Source organism: Mesorhizobium amorphae, from assembly GCF_014843845.1.
Taxonomy (GTDB): Bacteria; Pseudomonadota; Alphaproteobacteria; order Rhizobiales; family Rhizobiaceae; genus Mesorhizobium; species Mesorhizobium amorphae_A.
Window position 1 is genome coordinate 68,457 of sequence record NZ_JHQS01000007.1, and the last position, 26,715, is coordinate 95,171.

The 26,715-nt window shown below is 63.6% G+C and carries 20 protein-coding genes and 1 tRNA gene; 11 read left to right on the top strand and 10 right to left on the bottom strand.

Features of this window, described 5'->3' with window-relative positions; genetic code table 11:
* Positions 1-10: 10 nt before the first annotated feature.
* From DH08_RS02880 to DH08_RS02895, 4 genes are read right to left on the bottom strand one after another with little or no spacing between them, the layout of a single operon-like run.
* A complete protein-coding gene (locus DH08_RS02880) occupies positions 11-787 on the bottom strand; it encodes an enoyl-CoA hydratase/isomerase family protein (protein WP_192177805.1) in 777 nt (258 codons plus the stop codon).
* Positions 780-2,381: an acyl CoA:acetate/3-ketoacid CoA transferase gene (locus DH08_RS02885; protein WP_192177806.1), complete on the bottom strand. Its 1,602-nt coding sequence runs from the start codon at positions 2,379-2,381 to the stop codon at positions 780-782. The genes DH08_RS02880 and DH08_RS02885 overlap by 8 nt, the downstream gene beginning before the upstream one ends.
* Entirely contained in the window at positions 2,378-3,394 is a 1,017-nt protein-coding gene (locus DH08_RS02890) for a Gfo/Idh/MocA family protein (RefSeq protein ID WP_192177807.1), read from the bottom strand. Before DH08_RS02890 ends, DH08_RS02885 begins: the two co-directional genes overlap by 4 nt.
* Positions 3,391-4,434: a LacI family DNA-binding transcriptional regulator gene (locus DH08_RS02895; RefSeq protein ID WP_192177808.1), complete on the bottom strand. Its 1,044-nt coding sequence runs from the start codon at positions 4,432-4,434 to the stop codon at positions 3,391-3,393. The genes DH08_RS02890 and DH08_RS02895 overlap by 4 nt, the downstream gene beginning before the upstream one ends.
* A 242-nt stretch (positions 4,435-4,676) precedes the next feature.
* On the opposite strand from DH08_RS02895, the gene DH08_RS02900 reads away from it, so the two are divergent.
* The 3 genes from DH08_RS02900 (at position 4,677) to fcl (ending at position 7,971) form a co-directional block, all read left to right on the top strand.
* Complete coding sequence (locus DH08_RS02900; RefSeq protein WP_192177809.1) at positions 4,677-5,831, top strand: dihydrodipicolinate synthase family protein; 1,155 nt, start codon at positions 4,677-4,679, stop codon at positions 5,829-5,831.
* Positions 5,832-5,928: 97 nt separating this feature from the next.
* The gene (gmd, locus tag DH08_RS02905) at positions 5,929-6,999 is read left to right on the top strand and encodes a GDP-mannose 4,6-dehydratase (RefSeq protein ID WP_192177810.1); all 1,071 of its coding nucleotides are present in this window, start codon (positions 5,929-5,931) and stop codon (positions 6,997-6,999) included.
* Between the two features lie 9 nt (positions 7,000-7,008).
* The gene (gene fcl, locus DH08_RS02910) at positions 7,009-7,971 is read left to right on the top strand and encodes a GDP-L-fucose synthase (protein ID WP_192177811.1); all 963 of its coding nucleotides are present in this window, start codon (positions 7,009-7,011) and stop codon (positions 7,969-7,971) included.
* Positions 7,972-8,132: 161 nt separating this feature from the next.
* Here fcl and DH08_RS02915 read toward each other — a convergent pair whose 3' ends face one another.
* Entirely contained in the window at positions 8,133-10,406 is a 2,274-nt protein-coding gene (locus DH08_RS02915; RefSeq protein ID WP_192177812.1) for an alginate lyase family protein, read from the bottom strand.
* 283 nt (positions 10,407-10,689) lie between these two features.
* On the opposite strand from DH08_RS02915, the gene DH08_RS02920 reads away from it, so the two are divergent.
* On the top strand, positions 10,690-10,893 hold the full coding sequence (locus DH08_RS02920) for a hypothetical protein (RefSeq protein ID WP_192177813.1): 204 nt from the start codon (positions 10,690-10,692) through the stop codon (positions 10,891-10,893).
* Positions 10,894-11,392: 499 nt separating this feature from the next.
* Here DH08_RS02920 and DH08_RS02925 read toward each other — a convergent pair.
* Positions 11,393-11,467: transfer RNA gene (locus tag DH08_RS02925), tRNA-Val, on the bottom strand.
* A gap of 115 nt (positions 11,468-11,582) precedes the next feature.
* The gene (gene cpdR, locus DH08_RS02930; protein ID WP_006199474.1) at positions 11,583-11,945 is read right to left on the bottom strand and encodes a cell cycle two-component system response regulator CpdR; all 363 of its coding nucleotides are present in this window, start codon (positions 11,943-11,945) and stop codon (positions 11,583-11,585) included.
* 163 nt (positions 11,946-12,108) lie between these two features.
* Between cpdR and DH08_RS02935 the strand changes: the two genes are divergently transcribed.
* From DH08_RS02935 to DH08_RS02945, 3 genes are all read left to right on the top strand, one after another.
* The gene (locus DH08_RS02935; protein ID WP_192177814.1) at positions 12,109-13,050 is read left to right on the top strand and encodes an N-formylglutamate amidohydrolase; all 942 of its coding nucleotides are present in this window, start codon (positions 12,109-12,111) and stop codon (positions 13,048-13,050) included.
* A 331-nt stretch (positions 13,051-13,381) separates the two neighbouring features.
* Positions 13,382-14,155, top strand: coding sequence for a histidinol-phosphatase (gene hisN / locus DH08_RS02940; protein WP_192177815.1), 774 nt, complete (start codon positions 13,382-13,384; stop codon positions 14,153-14,155).
* A 104-nt stretch (positions 14,156-14,259) separates the two neighbouring features.
* A complete protein-coding gene (locus DH08_RS02945; protein ID WP_192177816.1) occupies positions 14,260-14,772 on the top strand; it encodes a DUF1579 family protein in 513 nt (170 codons plus the stop codon).
* A gap of 34 nt (positions 14,773-14,806) precedes the next feature.
* On the opposite strand, the gene DH08_RS02950 is transcribed toward DH08_RS02945, so the two are convergent.
* Complete coding sequence (locus DH08_RS02950; RefSeq protein WP_192177817.1) at positions 14,807-15,763, bottom strand: alpha/beta fold hydrolase; 957 nt, start codon at positions 15,761-15,763, stop codon at positions 14,807-14,809.
* Positions 15,764-16,232: 469 nt separating this feature from the next.
* Between DH08_RS02950 and DH08_RS02955 the strand changes: the two genes are divergently transcribed.
* Both DH08_RS02955 and DH08_RS02960 read left to right on the top strand, forming a co-directional pair.
* On the top strand, positions 16,233-16,700 hold the full coding sequence (locus DH08_RS02955; RefSeq protein ID WP_192177818.1) for an Hsp20 family protein: 468 nt from the start codon (positions 16,233-16,235) through the stop codon (positions 16,698-16,700).
* Positions 16,701-16,862: 162 nt separating this feature from the next.
* Positions 16,863-17,615, top strand: coding sequence for a sulfite exporter TauE/SafE family protein (locus tag DH08_RS02960; RefSeq protein ID WP_192177819.1), 753 nt, complete (start codon positions 16,863-16,865; stop codon positions 17,613-17,615).
* Here the strand turns inward: DH08_RS02960 and DH08_RS02965 are convergent.
* Positions 17,612-18,676 (bottom strand): threonine aldolase family protein, encoded by a 1,065-nt coding sequence (locus tag DH08_RS02965; protein ID WP_192177820.1) that lies wholly within the window; start codon positions 18,674-18,676, stop codon positions 17,612-17,614. The genes DH08_RS02960 and DH08_RS02965 overlap by 4 nt on opposite strands.
* A gap of 481 nt (positions 18,677-19,157) precedes the next feature.
* On the opposite strand from DH08_RS02965, the gene gltB reads away from it, so the two are divergent.
* Both gltB and DH08_RS02975 read left to right on the top strand, forming a co-directional pair.
* On the top strand, positions 19,158-23,894 hold the full coding sequence (gltB, locus tag DH08_RS02970) for a glutamate synthase large subunit (RefSeq protein WP_192177821.1): 4,737 nt from the start codon (positions 19,158-19,160) through the stop codon (positions 23,892-23,894).
* Between the two features lie 142 nt (positions 23,895-24,036).
* A complete protein-coding gene (locus DH08_RS02975; protein WP_192177822.1) occupies positions 24,037-25,491 on the top strand; it encodes a glutamate synthase subunit beta in 1,455 nt (484 codons plus the stop codon).
* Here DH08_RS02975 and DH08_RS02980 read toward each other — a convergent pair.
* Positions 25,488-26,714 carry an SGNH/GDSL hydrolase family protein gene (locus tag DH08_RS02980; protein WP_192177823.1) on the bottom strand — a complete coding sequence of 409 codons (1,227 nt, stop codon included), beginning with the start codon at positions 26,712-26,714 and terminating at the stop codon, positions 25,488-25,490. The two genes, DH08_RS02975 and DH08_RS02980, sit on opposite strands and share 4 nt — an antisense overlap.
* Position 26,715 lies beyond the last annotated feature (1 nt).

Genomic DNA, 26,715 nt, shown 5'->3' on the forward strand with positions numbered 1-26,715 from the left:
CCACTCTTGTCTAGGATCGCGAAAAGGCTGGCTTCTGTTTGGTCTTGAAGGCGCCAACGCCGGCCTTGAGGTCGCCGGTCAGGGCGATGAAGCCGCTGGCCAGCGCTTCGGTCGCGGCAGCGCTTTCCTCGCCTTCGGCGACCGCGACCATCAGCTTGGCGGCTTCAGTTGCCAGCGGCCCGCGCTCGGCGATTTTTTCTCCCCAGGTTTTCGCCGCATCGAATGCCTTGCCGGTCTCGACAACCTTATCGACAATGCCCAAAGCGAGTGCGTCAGAGGCGAGAAAAACCTCGCCGCCGAGCGCCATGCGCCGCACCGTCTGCGCGCCGAAGCGGCGCACGGCGCGCTGCGTTCCGGACCAGCCGGGAACGACGCCGATCGAAGTCTCAGGGAAGCCAAGCTTCACCTGCGTTTCCGCGACGCGGAAGTCGCAGGCGACCGCCAGTTCCAGCCCACCGCCCAGCGCATGGCCGGACAGCACCGCGATGGTCGGCTGCCTGAGCCGCGCCAGCCGGTCGAAGACGCGGTGGCCGTAGCGGACCCATTGCACCTGGAAATCGGCGGCGCTCATCTGTGCCCAGGCCTCGACATCGCCGCCGGCACAGAAGCCCTTGCCTTCGCCACGCAGCAACACGACGCGAACGCCGTCGGCCATCTCCGCCTCGTCGATCGCCATTTCCAGCGCCCGCAGCATCGGGATATCGAGGGCGTTGAATTTCTCCGGCCGACGCAGCGTGACGATGCCGATGGCGCCGTCCTGCTCGAAGGTGACAAGATGCTCAGCCATGCGTGCCTCCGAGCGAGGCGCCGCCATTGAGCGACAGGCCGATCGGCCGATCCTGATAGAGTGCGGACGGTGTCACCTTGAGGTCGTTGGCGATGCCGAGCGGGATCTCGGCCTGCGCCAGCACATCGCGTTCCAGGTCGATGCCGGGTGCAAGTTCCGTCACCATCAACCCATCCGGCGTCAGCTTCATCACGCAGCGCTCGGTGACATAGGTGATGTCCTGTCCCTGCGCGACCGCGCGTTTTCCCGAGAACGAGATATGCTCGACCTCGTCGACCACCTTCTTGACCTTGCCCTCCTGGTCGATGCGGATGCCGCCATCGGCCAGCGAGAGTTTGGCCCCGGCATTGAAGAAGCCGGAGAAGACGATCTTTTTCGCGCGAGCAGTAATGTCCACAAAACCGCCGGCGCCGGCGGTGACATGCGGCCTTGCCGACAGCTTCGAGACGTTGACCGAGCCATGGCGGTCGATCTGCAGGAAGGACAGCAGCGAGGCATCGAAACCACCGGCCTGGAAATAGATGAACTGGTGCGGCGAGGGCATGATCGCCTCGGCATTGGAGGCGCAGCCGAACTTGAAGTCGAGCAGCGGCACGCCGCCGACCGCGCCCTGTTCGATCACCCAGGTGACCTTGCCGTGCTGGCCTTCCTCGAGGAGGATGCGCGGCACATTGGCCGAAATGCCGAAGCCGATGTTGACGGCCATGCCGTCGCGCAACTCCATTGCGACACGGCGCGCGATGACCTTCTGGACGTTCATCTCGGCATTGCGGAAGGTCGACAGCGGCCGGAAGATCTCACCCGAGATCGCCGGGTCGTAGGGCGTCAGTGTCGTCTGCAATTGGTCGGGCGCAACCACGATGTGGTCGACCAGCACGCCGGGCACGCGCACGTCATGCGGCTTCAGCGTGCCGTTCTCGACGACGCGCTTGACCTGCGCGATGACGATGCCGCCATTGTTGCGGGCGGCCAAAGCCTGCTCGAGGCCACCGAGATAGGCGCCCTCATGCTCATAGGTGAGGTTGCCGCGCTCGTCAGCCGTGGTGGCGCGGATGATCGAGACCTGGGGAACGATCGCGCGGAAATAGAGCCATTCCTCGCCGTCGAACTGCTCTATCGAAACGATCGGCTCGCTGGCGGCGGCGTTCATGGCGCAGCCCTGGTGGCGCGGGTCGGCGAAGGTGTCGAGACCGACCTTGGTGAGCACGCCCGGCCGCTTGGCGGCGGCCTCGCGGTGCATGTCGAACAATATGCCTGACGGTACGTTGTAGGCGGCGACGGAATTTTCGCCAATCATCTTCCAGATCTGCGGCGGCTCGGACGACGACGGGCCGGACGGGTAGGAGCCGCACAAGGTGCGCTTCAGCAGGCCGGGCTTGGCGAGGTGATCGATGCCCTTGATGCCGTACATGTCGCCGGCGGCGATCGGGTGCAGCGTGGTGATGTTCTGCGGATGGCCTTCGCTGTCGAAGCGCTCGCCGATGGCGGCAAGTACTGCGTCCGGGCAGCCGAGGCCGCTCGACGATGAGACGGAAACGACCATGCCGTCTTTGATCAAGCCGGCAGCTTGCGCGGCGGAAACGACCTTGCTCAACTTGCACTCCCGAGCTTCGGGTCGATTGCGACCGCCTTGCCTGTTTTCGCGGACTGCAACGCTGCCTCGGCCGACGTCAGCGACCAGACGCCGTCTTCACCCGTCGCGGATGGCTGGCCGTCGCCGTGGATGGCGGCATGGAACCGGCGCAGCGACCTCGTGTAGAGATCCTCGCGATCGAAGCTCAATTCTTCCTCGCCTTTTGCGGTGCGCAGCAGCACCGAGCCGACCGGCTTCTGGGTCATGACGTTGCTGGCGAAAAGTGAGCCATCCGAGCCATGCACCTCGAAGCCGATGCCGGCGAATTTGGTCGTGAAGCCCTCATGCGACTGGGCAATGACGCCCGACTTGAAGCGCCAGATGCACATCGCGCCGTCCTCCAGACCGCTGCCGGCCATGCCTGCCGATTGCGTAAAGGCGGAGATCTCGACCGGATCGTCGCCGAGCACGAAGCGCAGCGTGTCGGCGTCGTGCACGGTGATGTCGAGCACCACGCCGCCGCCCGCCTCGGGCCTGGTGATGCGCCAGCCTTGAAGGTTCTCCGGCAGATAGACAGAGTGAAAAACGCGCGCGGCGATCGGCTTGCCGATGCGGCCGGCGGCGATCGCTTCGCGCATGGCCCGGTGCGCGCCGGCATTGCGCAGATGGTGGTTGGTGCCGAGCACGACGCCCGCCGCCTTGGCGGCGGCGACCATCTTGCGGGCATCGGCGCTGCTCAGCGCCAGCGGCTTCTCGCACAGCACATGCTTGCCCGCCTTGATCGCTGCCAGCGCCTGTTCGAGGTGCAATTCGTTGGTGGTCGAGATGTAGACGGCGTCGATGTCGGCATTGAGCAGTGCGTCGAGTGTCGACACCGCGACCGGAATTCCGTTCTCGCCGGCATAGGCCGCGGCGCGCTCCTGGCTGGAGCTCATCACTGCAACGATCTCGCCATCGGCCTGGGCACGGATGGCGTCGATCATGAATTGCCTGGCGATCGTGCTGGCGCCGATCAGACCCCATCTGACGCTCATGCCGCGTCTCCCATTCCTGCGCGGCGATCGGGACCGCAGCTGTCCCTGACCACGAGATTGACCGCGCCGATATGATCCTCGGCGCGCGTGGTGCGCGACTGGATCATCTTCAGCATGACATGGGCGGCGCGCTCGCCGAGGCCTGCCGAGTCGACCGCGACGCTGGTCAGCGCCGGCATGTAATGCTCGGCCTCGGCGACGTCGTCGAAGCCGACGACGGCAAAATCCGCACCCGGCTCAAGCCCGCGCTTGCGCAGCGCCAGCATGGCGCCGAAGGCGACCGCGTCATTGAAGCACAGCGCCGCCGTCGGCGGTTCGGCCATGGCGAGCGCCGTCTCCATGCAGGCGATGCCGCCCTTGCGGCTGGTCTCGCCTTCGAAGATCAGCCTGTCGCTCGTCGCGATGCCGAGCGTCTCGCAGGCCTCGCGGAAGCCGCCGAGACGCTCGTGATAGACCACTAGGTCGGAGGAGCCGCCGAAGAAGGCCAGCCGGCGATGGCCCTTGCCGACTAGATGGGCGGTGGCGAGCCAGGCGCCGCGATGATTGTCGGGTGCGATCACGGGGATGCGGCTTTCGGGCAAGCGGCGCATGGCGAAGACGACAGGAAGACCAGCCGTCTCCAGGCGGCGGAAAGCGCCCGGCGCGGTGCCGCGCGCCGGCGACACGATCAGCCCGGCGACGCCCTGTTCCATCAGCGATTTCAGCACTTCCTCCTGGCGCACCGGGTTCTCCGCCGTGTTGGCGATGAAGGGCACGATGCCGGCCGACTGGAAGACACGCTCCATGCCGACCGCCAGTTCGGCGAAGAAAGGGTTGGTGAGATCGTTGATGACCATGCCGATGACATTGGAGTGGGCCTTGCGCAGATTGGCGGCGCCGCGGTTGTAGACATAGCCGACATCCTCGATCGCCTTGCGCACTTTGACCGCGGTTTCAGGCCGGATCAGTCCGCTGCCCTGGAGCACGAGCGATACCGTCGATTTGGACACGCCCGCCTCGCGGGCAATGTCGAGTATCGTCGCCTTGGCCCGGCTGGCCATCCAGATGCGTCCTCCCGATATTTTTGGTCGAATTTATTGGAACGTTCTAATCATCATCGGGAATAGGAGTCAATCCGGATTTTTCTCGCTTGCGAAAAATTGATCGAATCCCATTGAAATGCCCCTCCGGACAAGGGTTCCTGTGTTGCGATGCAGCATCCGGTTGCGCTGGGTAGGAGAATCATAAAGGTCCTTGATTTATTGGAACGTTCCATTTATAGGCGCGACAAAGGGAGAGTTTCATGGACATCACCTTGCCCGAAGAGGGCGGTCGTCGCGCCAGCTACCGGCTGGTCGGCCTGCCGGTGCAGACAGTGGCCGACGCGCGGTTTTCGCGCATCGCCTATGCCGCGGCCCATGTCGTTGCAGATCCTCTGGCGATGACCGATCCGTGGTCGCAACCCGTCGTCGACTGGGACAGGACGATGGCGTTCCGCCATCATCTGTGGGCGCTCGGCTTCCGCATCGCCGAGGCGATGGACACCTCGCAGCGCGGCATGGGTTTCGACTGGGCAAGCGCGAAGGAATTGATCCGGCGTTCGATCGCCGAGGCGCGCACGGTGCCGGGTGCCGACCTCGCTTCGGGCGCCGGCACCGACCATCTGGCACCTGCAGCCGCAAATACGCTCGACGATGTAATCCGCGCCTATGAGGAGCAGTTCGCCTTCATCGAAGGCGAGGGCGGCAAGGCCATCATGATGGCCAGCCGCGCGCTGGCGGCCGTCGCGAACGGACCGGACGACTATGCCCGCGTCTACGACCGCATCCTCTCACAGGCCTCCGGCAAGGTCATCCTGCACTGGCTGGGCGACATGTTCGATCCGGCACTGAAAGGCTATTGGGGCAGCAACGATTTTGAGGCGGCGCTCGACACGGTCGTCGCCATCATCGAGCGGCATGCCGGCAAGGTCGAGGGCATAAAAATATCGCTGCTCGATGCCGGCAAGGAGGTGTTGCTGCGCGACCGGCTGCCGGAAGGCGTCGTGATGTTCACCGGCGACGATTTCAACTATCCAGAGCTGATCGCCGGCGACGGCAGGAGACATTCACACGCGCTGCTCGGCATCTTCGACGCCATCGCGCCGGTCGCCAATGCCGCGCTGGCGAAGCTCGCCGATGGCGATCATGCCGGCTACGACGCGCTGATGGCTCCGACCGTGCCGCTGTCGCGAAAAATCTTCGAAGCACCGACCGAATATTACAAGGCCGGCATCGTCTTCATGGCCTGGCTGAACGGCCACCAGGACCATTTCTCAATGGTCGGCGGCATGCAATCGGCGCGCGGCATCCTTCACTATGCCGATGTCTTCCGGCTCGCCGATCGGGCCGGGTTGCTGGCCGACCCGGAGCTTGCCGTCGCCAGGATGAAGCACCTCTGCGCCGTCGCAGGCGCCTGAGCACACCGGCTTCGTCTCTCCCCTTGGCCGATGTTCCGATTTGCCTTGCTTGGGCAAATCTGTATTCGCTATGGCCCATGGGAGGGACGAGCAGGGCATGACCGACAAAGTAGCTTTGATCACCGGCGTGACCGGCCAGGACGGCGCCTATCTGGCACAGTTGCTGCTGCAGAAGGGATATGTCGTGCATGGCGTCAAACGCCGTTCTTCTTCCTTCAATACAGAGCGCGTCGACGACATCTATGTCGATCCGCATGAGCATGGCGCCCGTTTCTTCCTGCACTATGGCGATCTGACCGACTCGACCAATTTGATCCGCCTGGTGCAGGAGACGAAGCCGGGTGAAATCTACAATCTCGGCGCCCAGAGCCATGTCCAGGTGAGTTTCGAGACACCGGAATACACCGGCAATGCCGATGCGCTCGGCACGCTCAGGCTGCTGGAGGCGATCCGCATCCTTGGCCTCGAAAAGTCGGTGCGTTTCTATCAGGCGTCGACATCGGAGCTTTACGGTAAGGTTGCCGAAACCCCGCAAAACGAGACCACGCCCTTCTATCCGCGCTCGCCCTATGCGGCGGCCAAGCTCTACGCCTACTGGATCACGGTCAACTACCGCGAGGCTTATGGCATGTTTGCCGCCAACGGCATCCTGTTCAACCATGAGAGCCCGACGCGCGGCGAAACCTTCGTCACCCGCAAGATCACGCGCGCCGTCGCCGCGATCCATCGCGGGCTGCAGGACACGCTCTATCTCGGAAATATCGACGCCAGGCGCGACTGGGGCCATGCGCGCGACTATGTCGAAGGCATGTGGCGCATCCTGCAGCATAGCGAGGCCGATGACTTCGTGCTGGCGACGGGCGAGATGCACTCCGTGCGCGAGTTCGTCGAACTGGCTTTTTCCGAGACCGGACGCACCATTCGCTGGCAAGGCCAAGGCGTCGACGAAGTCGGTGTGGATGCCGGTTCGGGCGCCGTGCGGGTGCGCATCGACCCGCGCTACTTCAGGCCGACGGAGGTCGAGATCCTTGTCGGCGACGCATCCAAGGCGCGGGCCAGGCTTGGCTGGTCGCACACGATTGGCTTCAAGGAGCTGGTTGCGGAAATGGTGCAGGCCGACCTGGTCCGCTCCGTCGACGACATCCGACGCAACGGCCACCAGTCATAGGATGCAGCGATGAGTTTCGAGCTACGGGGCAAGCGGGTTTTTGTCGCCGGACATTGCGGTATGGTCGGTTCGGCAATCGTGCGCCGGCTGGCGGCCGAGGATTGCGAGGTCCTGACCGTGCCGCGTGAGCAGCTAGAACTTCTCGACCAGGCCGGCGTGCGGCGCTGGATGGCCGACCGCAGGCCGGACGCGGTGGTGATGGCGGCGGCCAAGGTCGGCGGCATCCTCGCCAATGACAGGTTCCCGGTCGATTTTCTGCATGAAAATCTCGTCCTGCAGACCAACGTCATCGAGGCCGCCTTTCGCAACGGAGTGGAGAAACTCCTGTTTCTCGGCTCGTCCTGCATCTATCCGAAGCTCGCGTCGCAGCCGATCCGCGAAGACGCGCTGCTGACCGGCCCGCTCGAGCCGACCAATGAATGGTATGCGGTCGCCAAGATCGCCGGGCTGAAACTCGCCCAGGCCTACCGCCGCCAGTATGGCGTCGATTACATCTCGGCGATGCCGGCCAATCTTTATGGTCCGGGCGACAATTTCGACCTCTCCACCAGCCACGTCGTGCCGGCATTGATGCGCAAGGCGCATGAAGCCAAGCGCACCGGCAGTAAGACGCTGGAGGTCTGGGGATCGGGCACGCCGATGCGCGAGTTCCTGCATGTCGACGACGCCGCCGACGCCCTGGTCTGGTTGCTGAAAAATTATGCCGGAGACAGCCATGTCAATGTCGGTTCGGGGCAGGAGGTCAGCATTGCGGACCTGGCCCGCACCATCGTATCCGTCGTCGGCTCGGAGGTAGCGATCGCATTCGATCCGACGAAGCCGGACGGCACGCCGCGCAAGCTGATGGATGTGTCGCGCCTGTTTGCCACGGGCTGGCGTCCGGGCTACCCGCTTCGCAGTGGATTGGAACAGACCTATGCGTGGTTTCTCCAGCATGTTGAGAAAGGTGATGTCCGCCTCGGCGCGGTCTGAACCTCGATCGGCGCTGATTGCCGCCACGAGAGATGACGGTCTGGGCGGCCGTCTCCTGTCGAAGCTGCGGTCGCGGCTCTGGAAAGCCGCTGTAAGAGTCTGACTGTTTGTTTTTGCGCAATTCCGGACGGAAAACCGCTACGCACTTTTCCTGGAATTGCTTAGGCCCTCCTCCACATCCAGAACGGAGCGATGCCTTCGTCCGGGTGGAAGACGGGCGTGACGGTCTGCACCTCGGCGTTGGGGATCGTTGCTTCGGGATCGTGGCGCGCAAGATCGAGCAATAGCGGCCAAAGCCGGTGCGGATCGACCGCATCCATCGGCGTGGTGTCATGGCTGTCGATATTCGCCGCCAGCCAGCGCAGGGCACGGACCAGTCCCTGTCCTTCGCCAGCACGATGCTGCCAAAGATCGTCGCCGACCGAGGACAGGATGCGCGCCAGCGTCGTCCAGCCCTGCAAGGTAAACAGTGTGTAGTGTCTGGGCCGGGTGCGCGACGATTCCCTCGGCAGCGAGCCGTCGGGCGCGATCTGATCCGTCAGTCTCTCCCTGGCGCGACGGCTGATGCCGGCCAGCGTTGCGCTTTCCGCCAGAAATGCGGCGATCGACGCCCGCTGCAGGTCAAAGAACACACCGTGGTTGTTGAGGCGCTTGGACGCCGCCACCGCGGCCGGCGCCGTGTCCAGCCATTGGCGGTATGAACCAAGCCAGGATCTGAATGCTTCACCTTCGCTTGCGTCCAACACGCCTGTACGTTCAATCAGACGAACCGCGTCGAGGAAGAAATAGAGATCCTTGAGCTCGATGATACCTTGCCCCTTGCCTTCGTTGTCGTCGTGACCGAACCGCACCTGCGCGTAGCGCATATGCGGGTTCATTCTTGTCGCGGGATCGATGAACCATGTGCGGATGAGCCCGGCGGCGTGGCCGGCATAGTGCTGTTCGCCAAGCACGGTCGCCGCCAGGGCAAGCACGGTGGTATCGTCCAGCAATCGCTGCAGGCGCGTACGATCGTAGGCTTCGCTGCCTGCTTCATACATTGTGGTGCCGGGTGCGCGTTGGCCGTCGCGCCCGACAAAGGGAAGTCCGTCAGGCTTGTCGGGATCGGGCCACCAATAGGGCGCCGGCTGGAAATAGTCGTGCGGATCGCCGCTTGGTGCGGTGCCGGTCTTATCCGTCACGCTGAACGGACCGCGGGTCAGCGCCTGGTCGGCGCAGATCCGCAAATGCCGCTGAAGATCGGCGTTCTTGTTTCCGGACGCGGCGGTGAGCGCGTCCTCGTCGTAGAAGGCCAGGCGCGACGGATCGAGCCTGGCAGAGACCGCCCTGGCGTCACAGCGGTCGAGCATGTCGACGATCGCCTCGTCGCGGCTGGTCCAGCGGGCGAGGAAGCCTGCCTTGCCGATTTCAAGATGCGAGCGCCCTGAATCCAGGCGCGCGACCCAGCCGGCATTCTGGAAAAGCCCGGCGGTGGGCGAGAGGGGTCGACGCGGGAAATCCCACCGGTCGTCGCGGAACCGGTCCCACTGCCCGGGAACGCCAAGCCGCCACAGCATTTCGACCTTCGGCCGGCGTCCATAGGGATAGTTTTCGTCGAACAGTTCGGTCGTATCGGTTCGAAATATGATTTGCGGCTCTTCGTTTGCCTGCGGCTTGAAGGCCGCGTCGAGCAGAACTGCGTTGTCGACGATGCGCGCCATCGGCACCACGACATAGTGGAAATGCGGGTTTTCTCCGGTTGCCGCGCGGATCTGCTGGTAGGCCGACATTGTCAGGTAGCAGTTGCCGTCCCACGGCATCAGCCACTTGGCCCGCCCGCGGGCGATCTCAAGCGCCGTGTTGCGCGCGCCGTTGTTGTTCATCACATAGAGGTTCTTGCCGCGCCGGATGTGCGTTTCATAACGCGCGGCATTCGGCTCGGCCGATCGGACGCTGTCCGAAGACCTGAACAGGCCCGTGGCCAGTTCGTCCATGTTCCAGGGAATTTGCCGATAGGCATCGAGGTCGAAAGGGATCCTGTCGAAGTTCTGGTTCCGGCTTTCCAGCAGGCCGATGATGCGGGCCTCTTCCTCGGGGTCCGTTATCCGGTTGACGATCCAGAATTTCTCGCAGTCCGGGAAGGCGGGTTCGTTGTCCAGGATGAACAGGGCGTTGTCGTATGACTGGCCCTTGCGGTGTCGCGGCTCGAGGTCATTGCCGATGATACGGACAAGCATGAAGCTGTCCTTCACGCGCGAAATCGGCGAGGCCGCGTAGCCGTCACGCGCCGCCTTTATGCGCAGCCTCACGACATGCCGGTGTTCGAACCTGCGTTTTGCCGAAACCAGCACCGCGCCAAGGCTCGTGAGCGGCGACTTGAGATGCTTTTTCGACCGCTCGAGCTCGAGGAGTATTCGTTGCCAGGTGGACCGTCGCTTGGCTGGAACTGGGGTCATGGCTGTCCGCCAGGGAGCAGGCGGAGCCGATCGGGATCACATGTCATCATGGACCATCCGATTGCCGCCATCTCCTGCTTCTCTCCTGCAAACCTTCAGTCGTCTCCTAGCCTTTTGCACGTCGTGCGTCACGGCTCAATTCGGCCTCTGGCGCTATCGGTGCACTTGCCTGTTCGGGCAACGAGAAAAGTTCCGCAGACTATTTTTTCGTTCCTTTGAACCAATCGCTCGCGGCGCGCGACCAAGCGCTGCGCAACAACGTGGTTCATCAAGGAGAACATCCATGTTTATTCGATCAAGAAGCGTCGTGCTTGCCGCCATTGCCGTCTCGGTGCTGGCCGGCTGTCAGACGACGGCACCAAGAGATTGCGACAAGACAAAGCCCGGTATCACCCACAATGCCAAATGCTGCGGCATCGGCGACGCGCCTTGCAAGGAAGGCAGGAACGGCGACAAGTCGCCTTCACCCGATCCGGAACCTCAATGAGTTGACCACGCCGTGCCTGTCCCGGCTCAGGCCGGGATGGGTTTGCGGAGTGTCCACAACGACCCTTTGCCGGGGTCGCAAAGCATACGGTACAGCCCGAACAGCATCATCATCTCGCGGGATGGCGTTGACTGGCTGGACATTTCAGAAGTCGACGGGCAAAACTAGTTCGCAGCGCTCGGCATGCCGGCCGAGACGCTGGACAAGGTATATGGCCATCATCACGTCGACTTTCAGAAGAAGCGCGGCCGAGGTCTAAGTGCGCAGATTCCTGAGCAGCTTCCCACCATTTTCCGATCCGAAGGGGTATCTCTGGTGTTGCGCGATTTGCTTCGGCCTTGTTTGCGGGAGCTTTCTTTGGCTTGGCGCGCCAGTGGAATTAGCTTCGATGGCGGGAATGATCGCCGGCGTGAGCATTGCGCTGGCCATACTGCTAACCGCACTGGGCCGGTAGTTTCCGTGCCAGACAGTGGTGACTAGCGGCAAATCTTTGAAAGGATGGTGGGCGTGACAGGGATTGAACCTGTGACCCCTGCAATGTCAATGCAGTGCTCTCCCGCTGAGCTACACGCCCATCCGAAGCCGCGCATACACCACTTTTGATCCAGCGCGTCAATAGGTCGAAAAGGGAAAGAAAGGCTCGTTTTGTCGCGCCGCCGAGGTGGCGCCGGGATCGAGCCGGAAGGGCTTCAGGCGGCCTGCAGCATCTTTTCGACCTCGTTGACGAGGTCGCGCAGGTGGAACGGCTTCGACAGGACCTTGGCGTCCTTCGGGGCCTTTGAATCCGGATTGAGCGCAACGGCGGCGAAACCGGTGATGAACATGACCTTGAGGTCGGGATCGATCTCGGTGGCGCGGCGGGCAAGCTCGATGCCGTCCATCTCTGGCATGACGATATCGGTCAGCAGCAGTGAGAAAGGCTCCTCGCGCAGTCGCTCATAGGCGCTGGCGCCATTGTCGAAATCGCTCACCTGGTAGCCGGCTCGCTCCAGCGCCTTGACGAGGAACCGGCGCATATCGTCATCGTCTTCCGCCAGCAGAATGCGTGCCATCATATCCCGTCCGAATCACCCGCCCCGACATTGGCGCCGGGCAAGCCCGTTAACCATCCTGTATATGAGGAGGTGACGGTAAACATCAAGTGAACGATGGCGGCATTATCCTGACTTTGGCTGGCTGTGAGGGTGCTGAAATGCTGGACATGCGGCTGGCGAGATGGCACTTTCAAATCATGATGCAGTGCTGTTTCCGGGTTCGCTCAATTTGAAGACGGCAGCCGAGGATTTTTCGGTCGTTCCACCCTTCGAAATCCGATCGGGCGCCGAGCAGCGCGTTCCCTTCCTCTTCAACTCGCCGCACAGCGGTCGCTACTATCCCGACCGCTTCCTGGCCATGGCGCGGCTCGACCGCAACGCCATCCGCCGGTCCGAGGATTGCTATGTCGAGGAACTGTTCGGCGGCGCCGTAGCGCTTGGCGCGCCGATGCTGGCGGCGAATTTCCCGCGCGCCTATCTCGACGTCAATCGAGAGCCCTGGGAACTTGACCCGCGCATGTTCGCCGAACCGGTGCCGTCCTTCTGCAACATCCGCTCGGCGCGGGTGGCGGGAGGACTTGGCACCGTGCCGAAGCTGGTGGGGGAGGGGCTCGACATCTATTCCGGCCGCCTGCCGCTGGCCGAGGCCGTGGCGCGTATCGAGACCGTCTACAAACCCTATCACGAGACGCTGAAGCGGCTTTTGACCAGGACCCATGCGCGGTTCGGGTATGCCGTGCTGATCGACTGCCATTCGATGCCCGCCAGCATCAGGGTCGGCGACAATGGGGTGCGGCCGGACTTCATCATAGGCGACCGGTTCGGCATCTCCGCCACGGCCGCCTTGACCGAGACGGCGATCGGTCTGCTTACCGGCATGGGCTATACCGTCGCCCACAACAAGCCCTATGCCGGCGGCTTCATCACCGAGCATTACGGCCGGCCTGCGCGCCATCTCCACGCGCTGCAGATCGAGGTCAATCGCGGGCTTTACATGAATGAGCGGACGTTCCAGAAATCCGCTGGCTTCGATGCGCTTGCCGACGATTTGGCGCGGTTCTCGGCCGACCTGATGGCGATGCCGGATCACCATTTCATCGACCTGCCGCTCGCCGCCGAATAGGTTTGGCACCAGGCAGCACAGGTCAACGCCGCGCGCCGGTGTCGCGGCCAAAAAAAGACCGCATCGTTTGCACGACACGGTCGAAGTCTAGGGAGGAAACGCCCAAGGAGGGCATGGACAGGAAAACCTGTCCGAGAACAAATCTATTGTGCGCTGCACAAATGTCAACCGACTTGCGGCTTTTTTAATTCACTATGAAGTGGAAATTGCGTTTCGATGACGCTTGCGTGACATTCGGGCAACAGTGCTCGTGACGCCGGAGGGCTCCCAAGCCCTTGCTCCGGCGCGAAATCACCGGCAATGACGACATGCTGCAACGCGGGAGAATCAGTTGGACATTAGCATCGATTTCATGCGGCGCATCGCGGATGCCGCCGCCGCCGAGACGTTGCCGCGCTTCCGTAGCCGAGGCGCCGTCGCCAACAAGGAGGCGGGCGGCTTCGACCCGGTCACCGAGGCCGACCGTGAGGCCGAGCGGGTGATCCGGGCGCTGATATCGGCGGAATATCCCGATCATGGCATTTTGGGCGAGGAGCATGGCAGCGAGAACATCTCCAGCAGGCATGTCTGGGTGATCGATCCGATCGATGGCACGCGCGCCTTCATCTCCGGCCTGCCGGTCTGGGGAACGTTGGTCGGGTTCACGGTCGACGGCGATGCCGTCGCCGGCCTGATGTCGCAGCCCTTCACCGGCGAGCTGTTCTACGCCAACGCCTCCGGGTCCCACTATGAGGGGCCGGGCGGGCCGCGCAAGCTTGCGACGCGCAAGACGACGGAGCTCAGCAAAGCGACGCTGTTCACCACCACGCCGGCACTGTTCAAGGGCGAGGCGCGCACCCGCTACGACCAGTTCGAAAAGCGGGTCCAGCTCGCCCGCTACGGCACCGATTGCTATGCCTTCGCCATGGTCGCGGCGGGAAGCGTCGACATCGTCGCCGATCCCGGGCTGAAGCCCTACGACATCGTGGCGCTGATCCCGATCATCGAAAAGGCCGGCGGCGTCGTCACCACCTTCGACGGCGGACCGGCGGAAAAAGGCGGAGATATCCTGGCGGCTGCAACACCCGAGTTGCACGCTGCCGCGATGGCGGCGCTGCGCGGCTGAGCCGGGCAAGGCCCCCGTCTTTTCGCCATGCCTGCCCAATCCTCCTGACAGATAGGTGTCAGTACCCTTCCGCTATAAGGATTTCACCTGAGGGAGGATCGCATATGCGGACGCAGACAACAGCCAGCCGTTCCGACAAAGATCCGGCGGACGGCCGCAACGATTTCGATTTCTTCCACGGACGCTGGTCGGTCAGCCATCGACGGCTGCGCACGCGGCTGGCTGGCGACACCAACTGGGACATGTTTGGCGGGACGTGCGACGTGCGCCCGATCCTCGGCGGTCTCGGCAATGTCGACGACAATGTGATTGAATTGCCCGGCGGCACCTATCGCGCCGCCACGGTCCGGACCTTCGATCCGGCGACGAAACAGTGGTCGATCTGGTGGATCGACGGCCGCAATCCGCTGACCATCGATGTGCCGATGCGCGGGTCGTTCGAGGACGGCGTCGGCACGTTCCTGTGCGACGACGTTTTCGAGGGCCGCCCGATCCGGGTGCGCTTCCTCTGGTCGGGGATCACCGAAAAGTCTGCGCGCTGGGAGCAGGCCTTTTCGCCGGATGGCGGCAAGAGCTGGGAAACTAACTGGATCATGGAATTCGCCCGCCAGGCCTGATCTCCGACGGGCCGCGCCTGCAGATTGCTACCGCTCAGACGTCGTCACCGGTGCCGGGGATGAAGGCATCGAAGGCGGCGAGGAACTGCTCGCGATACATGTCGGCCTCCTGCAGGATTTCATGCTGTGCGCCGTCGATCATCAGCAGCGAGCCGAGTCGCAAGCGCCTTGCATAGGCCTCCACCGCTTTGGTCGAAACGACTTTGTCGGCGCCGGCGGCAATCACCAGCATCGGGACCTGGATCGCGGCGACAAAGTCCGGATCGCTTACGGCTTCGGACGCCTGCGCGGCGGCTTTCAGCCAGCGGATCGTCGGGCCGCCAAGCGCCAGTTGCGGATAGGCTTCGTAGATCCCCGTGTTGCGCCGGTAGCGTTCCGGATCCGATGTCACCTTGTTGACGGCGAAGGGGGTGGTCTGCTTCGGCCGCGGTCCCCATGCGGCATAAAGCCGGCCGAGGCCCAGAAGGCAAAACAGTGTGCAGACGCGGCGAACGGTCGTTATCGAGACCGGAAGGTCGGGCAAGGTCAGGAAAGGGGCGATCAACACCATGCGGCGCACCCGGTTGACCATCGAAGGCGCGGCAAGCAGGGCGACGACGGCCCCTGCCGAGTGCGCAAGGATGTAATAGGGCCCGCGGCAATCGGGCAGCACGATCTCTTCGAAGAACTGCTCGAGATCGCTGGCGTAGTCGCGAAAACTGCGGACATAGCCGCGCTGCCGGTCGCGGATCAGCCGGTCGGAACCGCCCTGACCGCGCCAGTCGAGGGTGGCAACGCCAAAGCCTCTTTCGGTAAGGTTGCGGATGGTCTCGAAATACTTCTCGGTGCACTCGTTGCGGCCGGTCAGCACCACCACCGTGCCCTTGATCGGGCGGGTTACGGCGCCAAAGAGGCCGTAGCGGATCCGCTTGCGGTCGTGGGTGGTGAAGTAACCGCCTGCCGCGTTTACCGGTGACGGATTGCCTGGAAATTCGTGGAAGAGGTCCGTCATTCGGCGTTTTCGTTTTTCGTGTCGTGCCCGAACCTAGCGAGGCGTGGCACGGTGATAGACGCCAACGTGGCAAAAGCAAAGGGCTTCCGGCTGGAAGGGGAAGGCAGCAACTTCCGGTAACGAATGAGGCCGGAAGCAGCTTGCGGCGTGCTTCCGGCCTCTGTCGATCCGGGAGGAAGGGACGTTACACCCGGTTCGGCCTCGTCGCGGCGCATTATCTGGTGCCGCTTGTTCTTGATGCTGGCTGCACGCTAGCGCTGCCTGCCTGAACGGGCGCCGAAGCAGCGGTTCATCTGCCGTTCATCGAAGCGCGAATTCGCCGTCCGGCAAAAATCTTGAAATGCGCTTTTGCGCTCCCCAAATGTTGGATGCGGTCGCCAATGTCGGGGCCGCTGGCCCATCCGGAACGCCGCTCAAGGGTTTCGCACCGGCCAAACGCAAACCATGTTGCTCAACAGGAGAACACCTCATGCGTCACGTTGATTTTTCCCCGCTTTATCGCTCCACCGTCGGCTTCGATCGTCTCTTCACCATTTTGGATTCGCTTGCCCAGCCTGAGAGCGCGCAGACCTATCCGCCCTACAACATCGAGCGCACCGGCGAGGACGCCTATCGCATCTCGATGGCGGTTGCCGGTTTCTCGGAAGACGAGATCTCGATCGAGGCCCACCGCAATGTGCTGACCGTGAAAGGTGAGCGCAAGGAAGAGGGCAATGGCGAAGGTTCCGAGCTGCTCTATCGCGGTATCGCTTCGAGGGCCTTCGAGCGCCGCTTCCAGCTTGCCGACCATGTCGATGTCGTCGGCGCCACGCTGAAGAACGGCCTGCTCTTCGTCGACCTCAAGCGCAACATCCCCGAGGAGCTGAAGCCGCGCAAGATCGCGATCACCGCGTCTTCGGCCAAGGCCAAGCAGATCGAGGCCAAGACCGCTGCGTAATGCAGGCTGACTACAAACCGTCTCCTCCCGAGACGAAAGCGGCGCCGAAAGGCGCCGCTTTTTGTTTGCCTCGATGTCTGTGCCATCCCCAACCAAGGATACTGGCCCTTTCGCGGCAAGCCTCGCTGAACGAGGTTTTCGTCCTGCGAACGGATCGAGGGCATGTCTGATTTTTCCCTGGTGCTGACGGGCACTATCGGCATCACCTTCCTGCTGGCCGGCATCGTCAAGGGTGTCACCGGCATGGGCCTGCCGACGCTGGCAATGGGGCTTCTCGGCACCGTCATGCCGCCTGTCACGGCCGCGTCGCTGCTGATCGTCCCGTCCTTCGTCACCAATGTCTGGCAGCTGTTCGCCGGCCCGAGCTTTGCATCGATCCTGCGCCGGCTGTGGCTGATGATGGCCGGCATTCTTATTGGCACTGTCGCCGGGGCAAGGCTGCTGGCCAGCGACAACGTCAAATGGACGACCGCTGGCCTTGGTGCCGCGCTGGTCCTTTATGCCGCCTACACGCTACTGGCCCGGCAGCTCAGCATTCCGACCAAGGCAGAGCGCTGGTGGTCGCCGGCCATCGGCTTCCTCACCGGCCTTGTCACCGGCGGCACAGGCGTGTTCGTCGTACCGGCGGTGCCCTACATCCAGGCGCTGGGGCTGAGCCGGGACGACCTGATCCAGGCGCTGGGTCTTTCCTTCACGGTGTCGACCATTGCGCTGGCAGTCGGCCTCGCCTCGCATGGTGCATTCGAGGTCGAGCATATCGCGATGTCGGCGCAGGCCGTGGCACCGGCCTTGCTCGGCATGTGGCTCGGCCAGTTGCTCAGGCAGAGGATCAGCCCGGCGACCTTCCGGCGCTGGTTCCTGATCTTCCTGATCCTGCTCGGCCTGGAACTGCTGGCGCGGCCCTTTCTGGCCTAGTCATTTCCTTGCCCGATAAGCAAATGACCGATGTGGTCGACCTCCTCTGTTGTCGTCGCGAAGCTGGCGACGAAGCGGTAGATCGCTTCATTGTCGCCGAGGTGGCCGTCGAAGCCTTGGGGTACGCCCCATTCGTAGAATTTAGCGCCGGCCGCCTGCAGATTTTCGGCACTGGGGCGGTCGAGGATTGCGAAGACTTCGTTTGCCTGCGGCAGCCAGGCCAGTCGGCCGGCCGGTGCGTCTTCGATCGTCTCGGCCAGTCGCGCGGCCATGGCGTTGGCGTGGCGCGCCATCCTCAGCCAGAGATCGTCGGTGAAATAGGCTTCGAACTGGGCCGAAATGAAGCGCGCCTTCGAGAAGGTCTGTCCGGCGCGCTGGCGCAGCAGGCGCAGATCATGTCCAATGTCGGGGTTGAGGACCACGACCGCGTCGGCCATCCAGCAGCCGTTCTTGGTGCCGCCGAAGGAGATGACGTCGACGCCGCTCTTCCAGGTCATTTCCGCAGGCGAAATGTCGGTCGCGGCAACCGCGTTGGCGAAGCGCGCGCCGTCCATGTGCAGAGGCAGCCCATGGCGGCGAGCCACCTCAGACACGGCTTTGACATCGTCTACGGTGTAGACGGTGCCGACCTCGGTCGCCTGGGTGATCGTCACCGCCATCGGCTGGCCGGCGGGTGCGAGGTCCTGCGAATAGCGTGTGATGGCGCGGTCGAGAGCCTGCGGATTGATGCGCCCCAATGGCCCAGGGACCGGCGACATGCGCGCTCCACCGGTATAGAAGCCCGCGGCACCGAATTCATCGACGTTCATATGCGCCTCGGATTGGCAGAAGGCGACGCCGCCGATACGATTGCATGTCGCCATGGAGAGCGCGTTGGCCGCCGTGCCGGTGGCGACGAAGAACACCGCGACCTCCCGTTCGAAAATCTCGCTGAAGCGCCGGTAGACGGCGCGGTCGAGTTCGCCGTCGCCATAGGCGGTCGCGATGCCCGCGGCGTGCCGGGACAGATTGGCCGAGATGTCGGGATGGACGCCCGCCCAGTTGTCGGATGCAAAGAACATTGAGAGGTCCGTATCTGGTTTGAAAAACGGGCGGGACCATGGCTGCTTCGGGGTTTGACGCGCAAGGGCCAAGCGCTGGAAAAGCAGTAAAGCCAGCCAAGCCAGGGCCGCGCGGGTGGCGATTGAAGGTTACGTTTGTGCCCTCCCATGCGTAATTTTCTGTCGCAAAGCGCTCGAGATTTTTGTGAATCGGTCTTGTGCACGCCTGCGATTTCTGCCATAAAAATTTAGGACAGTAGTGCTGTCTTATTTTGTCGCACAAATCAGGCTGGATTGGCGTATCATTTGGGCCACTCCGGCCGTTGCCGCGAGCGACGGGTAGACGGCTCGGCTCTGGCCTGTACGATACCGGATACGAACCGGGCGGCGCGCCGCATGGTTCGGCAAGGATTTCGCAAGACGTGCAGCAAGGATGAAGGGGAAGCAACGCGCTTCCCGAGGCAAACCAGCGCCTGAAGGGCTGGGAACGGAGGACAGGACGATGACGGAATTGACGCTATCTGCGATCAACGGCCAGGCCGCGCAGACGAAAGCGGCTACCGTCAAAAATACGTCCCCGACCAACGTCGGGCGCACCGCCGACGGTTTCGCCGCACAGGGCCTTTACGATCCGCGCAACGAGCACGACGCCTGCGGCGTCGGCTTCATCGTCAACATGAAGGGCGTGAAGTCGTACCAGATCGTCAAGGACGGGCTGGCCATGCTCGAAAACCTGACGCATCGCGGCGCCGTCGGTGCCGATCCGCTGGTGGGCGACGGCGCCGGCGTTCTGGTGCAGATTCCAGATCGTTTCTTCCGCGAGGAGATGGCCGCGCAGGGCATCGACCTGCCGCTGGCGGGTCAGTACGGCGTCGGACACTGGTTCATGCCGCAGGACGCAGCACTGCGCGCCCATATCGAGGACATCATCGCCGAATCGGCGCAGTCCGAGGGGCTGCCGCTGATCGGTTTCCGTGACGTGCCCGTCGACAATTCGTCCCTGTCGAAGGCCCCTAACATCGTGGCATCCGAGCCGTTCCACCGGCAGGTCTTCATCGGCCGCACGGCCGACATTACCGACGACGAGGAGTATGAGGCCCGGCTCTATCTGCTGCGCAAGGTCATATCGGGCCGCATCTACGCCGAGAACGACAACAAGGACATCGGTTCCTACTGCGTGTCGTTGTCGGCGCGCACCATCGTCTACAAGGGCATGTTCCTGGCCTATCAGGTCGGGGCCTATTACAAGGATCTCACCGATCCGCGCTTCGAAACGGCGCTGATCCTCGTCCATCAGCGCTTCTCGACCAACACCTTCCCGTCGTGGAAGCTGGCGCATCCCTACCGCATGGTCGCGCATAATGGCGAGATCAACACGGTGCGCGGCAACAACAACTGGATGGCGGCGCGGCAGGCGTCGGTCGATTCCGAGCTGTTCGGCAACAACATCTCGAAGCTTTGGCCGATCTCCTACGAAGGCCAGTCCGACACCGCATGCTTCGACAATGCGCTCGAATTCCTGTTCCAGGGCGGCTACAGCCTCAGCCACGCCATGATGATGCTGATCCCGGAAGCCTGGGCCGGCAACAAGCTGATGGATCAAGACCGCAAGGCTTTCTACGAATACCACGCCGCGCTGATGGAGCCGTGGGACGGGCCGGCGGCGGTCGTGTTCACCGATGGCCGCCAGATCGGCGCCACGCTCGACCGCAATGGCTTGCGCCCGGCGCGATACATCGTCACCGATGACGACCGCGTCATCATGGCTTCGGAAGCCGGCGTGCTGCCGGTGCCGGAGGAGCGGATCGTCAAGAAGTGGCGGCTGCAGCCCGGTCGCATGCTTTTGATCGACCTGGAAAAGGGCCGCATCATCTCCGACGAGGAGATCAAGTCGGAGATCGCGACCAAGCACCCCTACAAGAGCTGGCTCGCCAACACGCAGCTCATCCTGGAAGATTTGAAGCCGGTCGAGCCGCGTGCGCTGCGCAAGGATGTCAGCCTGCTCGATCGCCAGCAGGCGTTTGGCTACAGCCAGGAAGACACCAAGCTTTTGATGTCGCCGATGGCCACCACCGGCCAGGAAGCGGTCGGTTCGATGGGCACCGACACGCCGATATCGGCGATGTCGGACAAGTCGAAGCTGCTCTACACCTATTTCAAGCAGAACTTCGCCCAGGTCACCAACCCGCCGATCGATCCGATCCGCGAGGAGCTGGTGATGAGCCTGGTGTCGTTCATCGGTCCCAGGCCGAACATCTTCGACCTGGTCGGCAATTCGCGCCGCAAGCGGCTCGAAGTACGCCAGCCGATCCTGACCAATGGCGATCTCGAAAAGATCCGCTCAATCGGCCACACTGAGGACCGTTTCGACACCAAGACGATCGACATCACCTATGGCTCGAACGAGGGCGCGGCCGGCATGCAGGGCGCCATCGACCGACTGTGCGAGCGCTCGGAAGCGGCGGTCGCTGGTGGCTACAACATTATCATCCTGTCCGATCGCCAGGTCGGACCGGACCGTATCGCTATCCCCGCGCTTCTCGCTACGGCCGCGGTGCATCATCACCTGATCCGCAAGGGATTGCGCACTTCGGTCGGTCTCGTCGTTGAATCCGGCGAGCCGCGCGAGGTGCATCATTTCTGCTGCCTCGCCGGCTATGGCGCCGAGGCGATCAATCCCTATCTCGCCTTCGACACGCTGCTCGACATGCACAAGCGCGGCGAGCTGCCGGCCGAGGTCGACGCCTACGAAGTCGTCTCGCGCTACATCAAGTCGATCGGCAAAGGCATCCTCAAGGTGATGTCCAAGATGGGCATCTCGACCTACCAGTCCTACTGCGGCGCGCAGATCTTTGACGCCATCGGGCTGAAGACCGATTTCGTGCAGCAGTATTTCACCGGCACGGCGACGCTGATCGAAGGCGTCGGGCTGGACGAGGTTGCGGGCGAGACTGTCAGCCGTCACACGGACGGGTTCGGCAACGATCCGGTGCTGCGCAACAATCTGGAGGTTGGCGGCGAATATCTCTTCCGCATGCGCGGCGAGGCCCACATGTGGTCACCCGACGCGGTCGCCACCTTGCAACATGCCGTGCGCCAGGGCTCGTGGGAGACGTTCAAGGAGTATTCGGCGCAGATCGACAGCGAGACCGCGCGGGCGCAAGCCATCCGCGGCCTGTTCAAGATCAAGCTGGCGGAAGAGAGCGGTCGCAAGAAGGTCGCGCTCGACGACGTGATGTCGGCGGCTGATATCGTCAAGCGCTTTTCGACCGGGGCGATGTCGTTCGGCTCGATCTCCCGGGAAGCGCACACCACGCTGGCGCGGGCCATGAACGCCATCGGCGGCAAGTCGAACACCGGCGAGGGCGGCGAAGAGTCCGACCGTTACCTGCCGCTGCCCGGCGGCGGCAAGAACCCCGAACGCTCGGCGATCAAGCAGGTCGCCTCCGGGCGGTTCGGCGTCACGGCGGAGTACCTTGTCAACTCCGACATGATGCAGATCAAGGTCGCGCAGGGCGCCAAGCCCGGCGAGGGCGGCCAGCTGCCCGGCCACAAGGTCGATGCCACCATCGCCAAGGTCCGGCACTCGACGCCGGGCGTCGGCCTGATCTCGCCGCCGCCGCATCACGACATCTATTCGATCGAGGATCTGGCGCAGCTGATCTACGATCTGAAGAACGTCAATCCGGCGGCAGACGTCTCGGTCAAGCTGGTCTCCGAGGTCGGTGTCGGCACGGTTGCGGCCGGCGTTGCCAAGGCGCGCGCCGACCACATCACCATCTCGGGCTATGACGGCGGCACCGGCGCGTCGCCGCTGACCTCGCTGAAGCACGCCGGCAGCCCGTGGGAAATGGGCCTTGCCGAGACGCACCAGACGCTGGTGCTGAACGGCCTGCGGTCGCGCGTGGCGCTGCAGGTCGATGGTGGGTTGCGCACCGGCCGCGACGTCATCATCGGCGCGCTGCTCGGCGCCGACGAGTTCGGCTTCTCGACCGCGCCGCTGATCGCGGCCGGCTGCATCATGATGCGCAAGTGCCATCTCAACACCTGTCCGGTCGGCGTGGCGACGCAGGACCCGGTGCTGCGCAAGCGCTTCAAGGGCACGCCCGAGCACGTCATCAACTTCTTCTTCTATGTTGCTGAGGAAGTGCGCGGGCTGCTCGCCGAAATGGGCTTCACCCATCTCGACCAGATCATCGGCGATACCGACCTTCTGGAGAAGCGCGACGTGATCCAGCACTGGAAGGCGCGCGGGCTCGATTTCGGCAAGATGTTTTTCAAGCCGGACGCCCCGCATGAGGCCGTGCACTGGACCGAGCGGCAGAAGCATCCGATCGACGACGTGCTCGACCGCAAGCTGATCGAACTGGCGAAGCCGGCGTTGGAGGCGAAGCAGCCAGTGACCATCGAGCTGCCGATCCGCAATGTCGACCGTTCGGCGGGCGCGATGCTGTCGGGCGAAGTGGCCAAGCGCTTCAAGCACAAGGGCCTGCGCGAGGACACGATCTCGGTCAAGCTCACCGGCACCGCCGGCCAGTCCTTCGGCGCCTTCCTGGCGCGCGGCATCTCGTTCGAGCTGGTCGGCGCCGGCAACGACTATGTCGGCAAGGGCCTGTCGGGCGGCCGCATCGTCATCCGTCCGCCGGATGAGGCCAAGATTGTCGCGGCCGAGTCCATCATCGTCGGCAACACCGTGCTCTACGGCGCGACCGAGGGCGAGGCCTATTTCGCCGGCGTCGCCGGCGAGCGGTTTGCCGTGCGCAATTCGGGCGTTGCCGCCGTCGTCGAGGGCGTCGGCGACCATGGCTGCGAATACATGACCGGCGGCATCGTCGTCGTCATCGGCAAAACCGGCCGCAACTTCGCCGCCGGCATGTCGGGCGGCGTCGCCTATGTGCTGGACGAGGAAGGCGACTTCGCCGAGCGCTGCAACATGGCGATGGTCGAGCTTGAGCCGGTGCCGGAGGAAGACGATCTGATGGAGAAGCTGCTCCATCATGGCGGCGACCTCGACCACAAGGGCCGCGTCGACGTCTCCGGCGACATGACCAGCCACGACGAGGAGCGGCTCTATCAGCTGATCTCGAACCATGTCCACTTTACGGGTTCGGTGCGCGGTCGCGAAATCCTCGACAACTGGACGGCTTTCCGGCCGAAATTCCGGAAAATCATGCCGGTCGAGTATCGCCGCGCGCTGATCGAGATGGAGCGCATGCGCATGAGCGTGGCGGCGGAATAGGCTTTGGGCGTTGTCGGGGAGCAAGGCTTCCCGGCCGACACCTCATCAACAATCCTGACCTCGGACTGAAGGTTGCCATGGCTGCCTTATGAGGTTAACGGGTGCGCCGACGAGCGTGCCTTCGGACAGCAGGGACTGGACTATGGGCAAGGTAACAGGCTTTCTCGAGATCGACCGGCAGGTGCACAAGTACCAGCCGGCCTCCGACCGCATCCGGCATTTCCGCGAATTCACGCTGCCGATGTCGGACAAGGAGGTCGAGAAACAGGCCGCGCGCTGCATGGATTGCGGCATTCCGTTCTGCCACGGGCCGACCGGCTGCCCGATCCACAACCAGATCCCGGACTGGAACGACCTCGTCTACAATGGCGACTGGGACAATGCGATCCGCAACCTGCATTCGACCAACAATTTCCCGGAGTTCACCGGCCGCATCTGTCCGGCACCCTGCGAGGAAGCCTGCACGCTGAACCTCGAGGACATTCCGGTCGCCATCAAGACCGTCGAGCAGGCTATCGCCGACAAGGCTTACGAGACCGGCCATATCCGGCCCTATCCGCCGGAGAAGAAGACTGGCAAGCGTGTTGCCGTCATCGGCTCCGGCCCGGCCGGCATGGCGGCCGCGCAGCAGCTCGGCCGCGCCGGTCACGACGTGCATGTCTATGAGCGCGAGAGCCGCCCGGGCGGGCTGATGCGCTACGGTATTCCCGACTTCAAGATCGAGAAGCACTATATCGACCGCCGCATCGAGCAGATGCAGGGCGAGGGCGTGACCTTCCATTGCGGCGTCAATGTCGGCGTCGACAAGCCCGTGGCTGAACTGCTCGCCGAGTATGACGCGGTGCTCTATTGCGGCGGTTCGGAAACGCCGCGCGCCGCCAGCATCCCCGGTGACGATCTCGGCGGCGTCTACGACGCAATGCCTTACCTGGTGCAGCAGAACAAGCGCGTCGGCGGCGAGCCGATCCAGTCGGTTGCCTGGCCTTCGCATCCGATCATCGCCAGCGGCCAACATGTCGTCGTCGTCGGCGGTGGCGATACCGCATCCGACTGCGTCGGCACGGCCTTTCGCCAGGGCGCGGTCCGCGTCACCCAGCTCGACATCCGGCCGCAGCCACCGGAGAAGGAAGACAAGCTCGCGGTCTGGCCCTATTGGGCGACCAAGATGCGCACCTCGTCGTCGCAGGCCGAGGGCGCTGAGCGCGAATTCCAGGTGGCGACGCTCGAATTCATCGGCGAAGAAGGCCAGCTGACCGGAGTCAGGTGCTGCGAGGTCGACGACAAGCGCAAGCCGATCGCCGGCACCGAATTCGTCATCCGCGCCGATCTTGCCTTCATCGCCATCGGCTTTGCCGGGCCTGCAGCCGCTGGCGTGGTCACGGAACTCGACGGGCAGATGAAGATCGCCACCGACAGCCGGCGTTCCAGGAATGTCGAGGCCAATGACCTCGATTACAGGACCAGCGTCGACAGGCTCTACGCGGCGGGCGATGTGCGCCGCGGCCAGTCTCTGGTGGTCTGGGCTATTCGCGAAGGCCGCCAGGCGGCGCGTTCGATCGACGAGGCGCTCATGGGATCGAGCGTTCTGCCCCGCTAAGGAGTGATTGCCGTCGTCTTGTCGGTCACGACGGCAGCCGTGGCGGGCGGGATTTTCGGTGGCGAGGAGAAATCGTCGGCGCGGCCGGGCGAGGCGTCGGGCGCCTTGCCTTCGATGACAAGTTTTTCGCCGGGCAAGTTCGGGTTGCCCTTTACCGGCGGCGCGGCGCCGAGAAGCTCGGAGCCGCCGTCGAGCGCCGGATCGCCAAGCAGCATTGGCGGGGTGCGGTCGACCACGATCGGAGCGGCAGCCGGCGCTGGCGCTTCGACCGGGGCGCCAGCGGGGGCGGAGGCTGTCACCGCGCCTCCCGGCGCGGTGATGCCAAGAATCTTCATCAGCGGCTTTTCCGTATAGAAGGCAAGCTTGCGCTTGCCGGCCTTCGACACGTTGATGCCGTCGTCGGAGCGCAGGCGCACCGGCTGGCCGTTGATGTCGGGGCCGCTGGTGACGAAGGCGCCGTTCTCGTCGACGAAGCCGTCCCAGACATCGACGAATTCGCCGCCATGCTTTTGCGCCGCCGAGTGGTAGATGTCGTTGAAGGCCAGCATGTCGGAGGTCATTTTCGAGACCCGGAACGCCGGCATGCCGACCCACAGGAACGGCACCTTGGCGGCGGCGATGGCGCTGCCGAATGCATCGGTCCGACGTTCATATTCCTTGGTCCAGTTCTCCGATCGCGGCTGCTCGCGCACGTCGGCGACCTTCATCTGCTGGCGATCGTTGGAGCCGAGCATGACGACCACGGCTGCCGGTTTTTCGGTGTCGATCAGCGATCTGATCTGTTCGGGCCAGTTGTAGAAGTCGTCGCGCACGAAACCGGATGAGCCGTTGCTGCGCGCGACAATCCTGACGCCGGGATTCTCGGCAAAGGCGGTATCCAGACCTTCGGCGAGACCCGCCGCCATGAAATCGCCGACCACCAGGACGACGCGGGCATCCGGCGTCTTTTCCACGATCGGCGTCGCCGGTTCGGCCGGAAGGCGGGGCCGGGATTTTTTCGCCTTGGACTTCGGCCTTGCCTTCTGGATGTCGAGCGGTGGTTCGACCCGCTCGCTGCGGCGCGGAAACAGGAGATCGCGCAGTGACCAGCCGCGATTTTGCTGTTCCTGCGCCAGGGCCGGCGTGTGAAAGGCACTGGCCGCCGCGACAGCCAGGACGGCGATCGCCAGAATCAGGATCGGCATGCGGCGAAGGATCACCCGGATACGCGCAACCGAAACCAAG

What these genes read in the sequence shown, in the direction of transcription:
- gmd (WP_192177810.1), top strand. Translation starts at nt 5,929, where the DNA reads ATGACCGACAAAGTAGCTTTGATCACCGGCGTGACCGGCCAGGACGGC.
- DH08_RS02880 (WP_192177805.1), bottom strand. Translation starts at nt 787, where the DNA reads ATGGCTGAGCATCTTGTCACCTTCGAGCAGGACGGCGCCATCGGCATC.
- gltB (WP_192177821.1), top strand. Translation starts at nt 19,158, where the DNA reads ATGACGGAATTGACGCTATCTGCGATCAACGGCCAGGCCGCGCAGACG.
- DH08_RS02900 (WP_192177809.1), top strand. Translation starts at nt 4,677, where the DNA reads ATGGACATCACCTTGCCCGAAGAGGGCGGTCGTCGCGCCAGCTACCGG.
- DH08_RS02960 (WP_192177819.1), top strand. Translation starts at nt 16,863, where the DNA reads ATGTCTGATTTTTCCCTGGTGCTGACGGGCACTATCGGCATCACCTTC.
- DH08_RS02920 (WP_192177813.1), top strand. Translation starts at nt 10,690, where the DNA reads ATGTTTATTCGATCAAGAAGCGTCGTGCTTGCCGCCATTGCCGTCTCG.
- DH08_RS02945 (WP_192177816.1), top strand. Translation starts at nt 14,260, where the DNA reads ATGCGGACGCAGACAACAGCCAGCCGTTCCGACAAAGATCCGGCGGAC.
- fcl (WP_192177811.1), top strand. Translation starts at nt 7,009, where the DNA reads ATGAGTTTCGAGCTACGGGGCAAGCGGGTTTTTGTCGCCGGACATTGC.
- DH08_RS02935 (WP_192177814.1), top strand. Translation starts at nt 12,109, where the DNA reads ATGGCACTTTCAAATCATGATGCAGTGCTGTTTCCGGGTTCGCTCAAT.
- DH08_RS02890 (WP_192177807.1), bottom strand. Translation starts at nt 3,394, where the DNA reads ATGAGCGTCAGATGGGGTCTGATCGGCGCCAGCACGATCGCCAGGCAA.
- DH08_RS02965 (WP_192177820.1), bottom strand. Translation starts at nt 18,676, where the DNA reads ATGTTCTTTGCATCCGACAACTGGGCGGGCGTCCATCCCGACATCTCG.
- DH08_RS02915 (WP_192177812.1), bottom strand. Translation starts at nt 10,406, where the DNA reads ATGACCCCAGTTCCAGCCAAGCGACGGTCCACCTGGCAACGAATACTC.
- DH08_RS02975 (WP_192177822.1), top strand. Translation starts at nt 24,037, where the DNA reads ATGGGCAAGGTAACAGGCTTTCTCGAGATCGACCGGCAGGTGCACAAG.
- DH08_RS02895 (WP_192177808.1), bottom strand. Translation starts at nt 4,434, where the DNA reads ATGGCCAGCCGGGCCAAGGCGACGATACTCGACATTGCCCGCGAGGCG.
- cpdR (WP_006199474.1), bottom strand. Translation starts at nt 11,945, where the DNA reads ATGGCACGCATTCTGCTGGCGGAAGACGATGACGATATGCGCCGGTTC.
- DH08_RS02955 (WP_192177818.1), top strand. Translation starts at nt 16,233, where the DNA reads ATGCGTCACGTTGATTTTTCCCCGCTTTATCGCTCCACCGTCGGCTTC.
- DH08_RS02950 (WP_192177817.1), bottom strand. Translation starts at nt 15,763, where the DNA reads ATGACGGACCTCTTCCACGAATTTCCAGGCAATCCGTCACCGGTAAAC.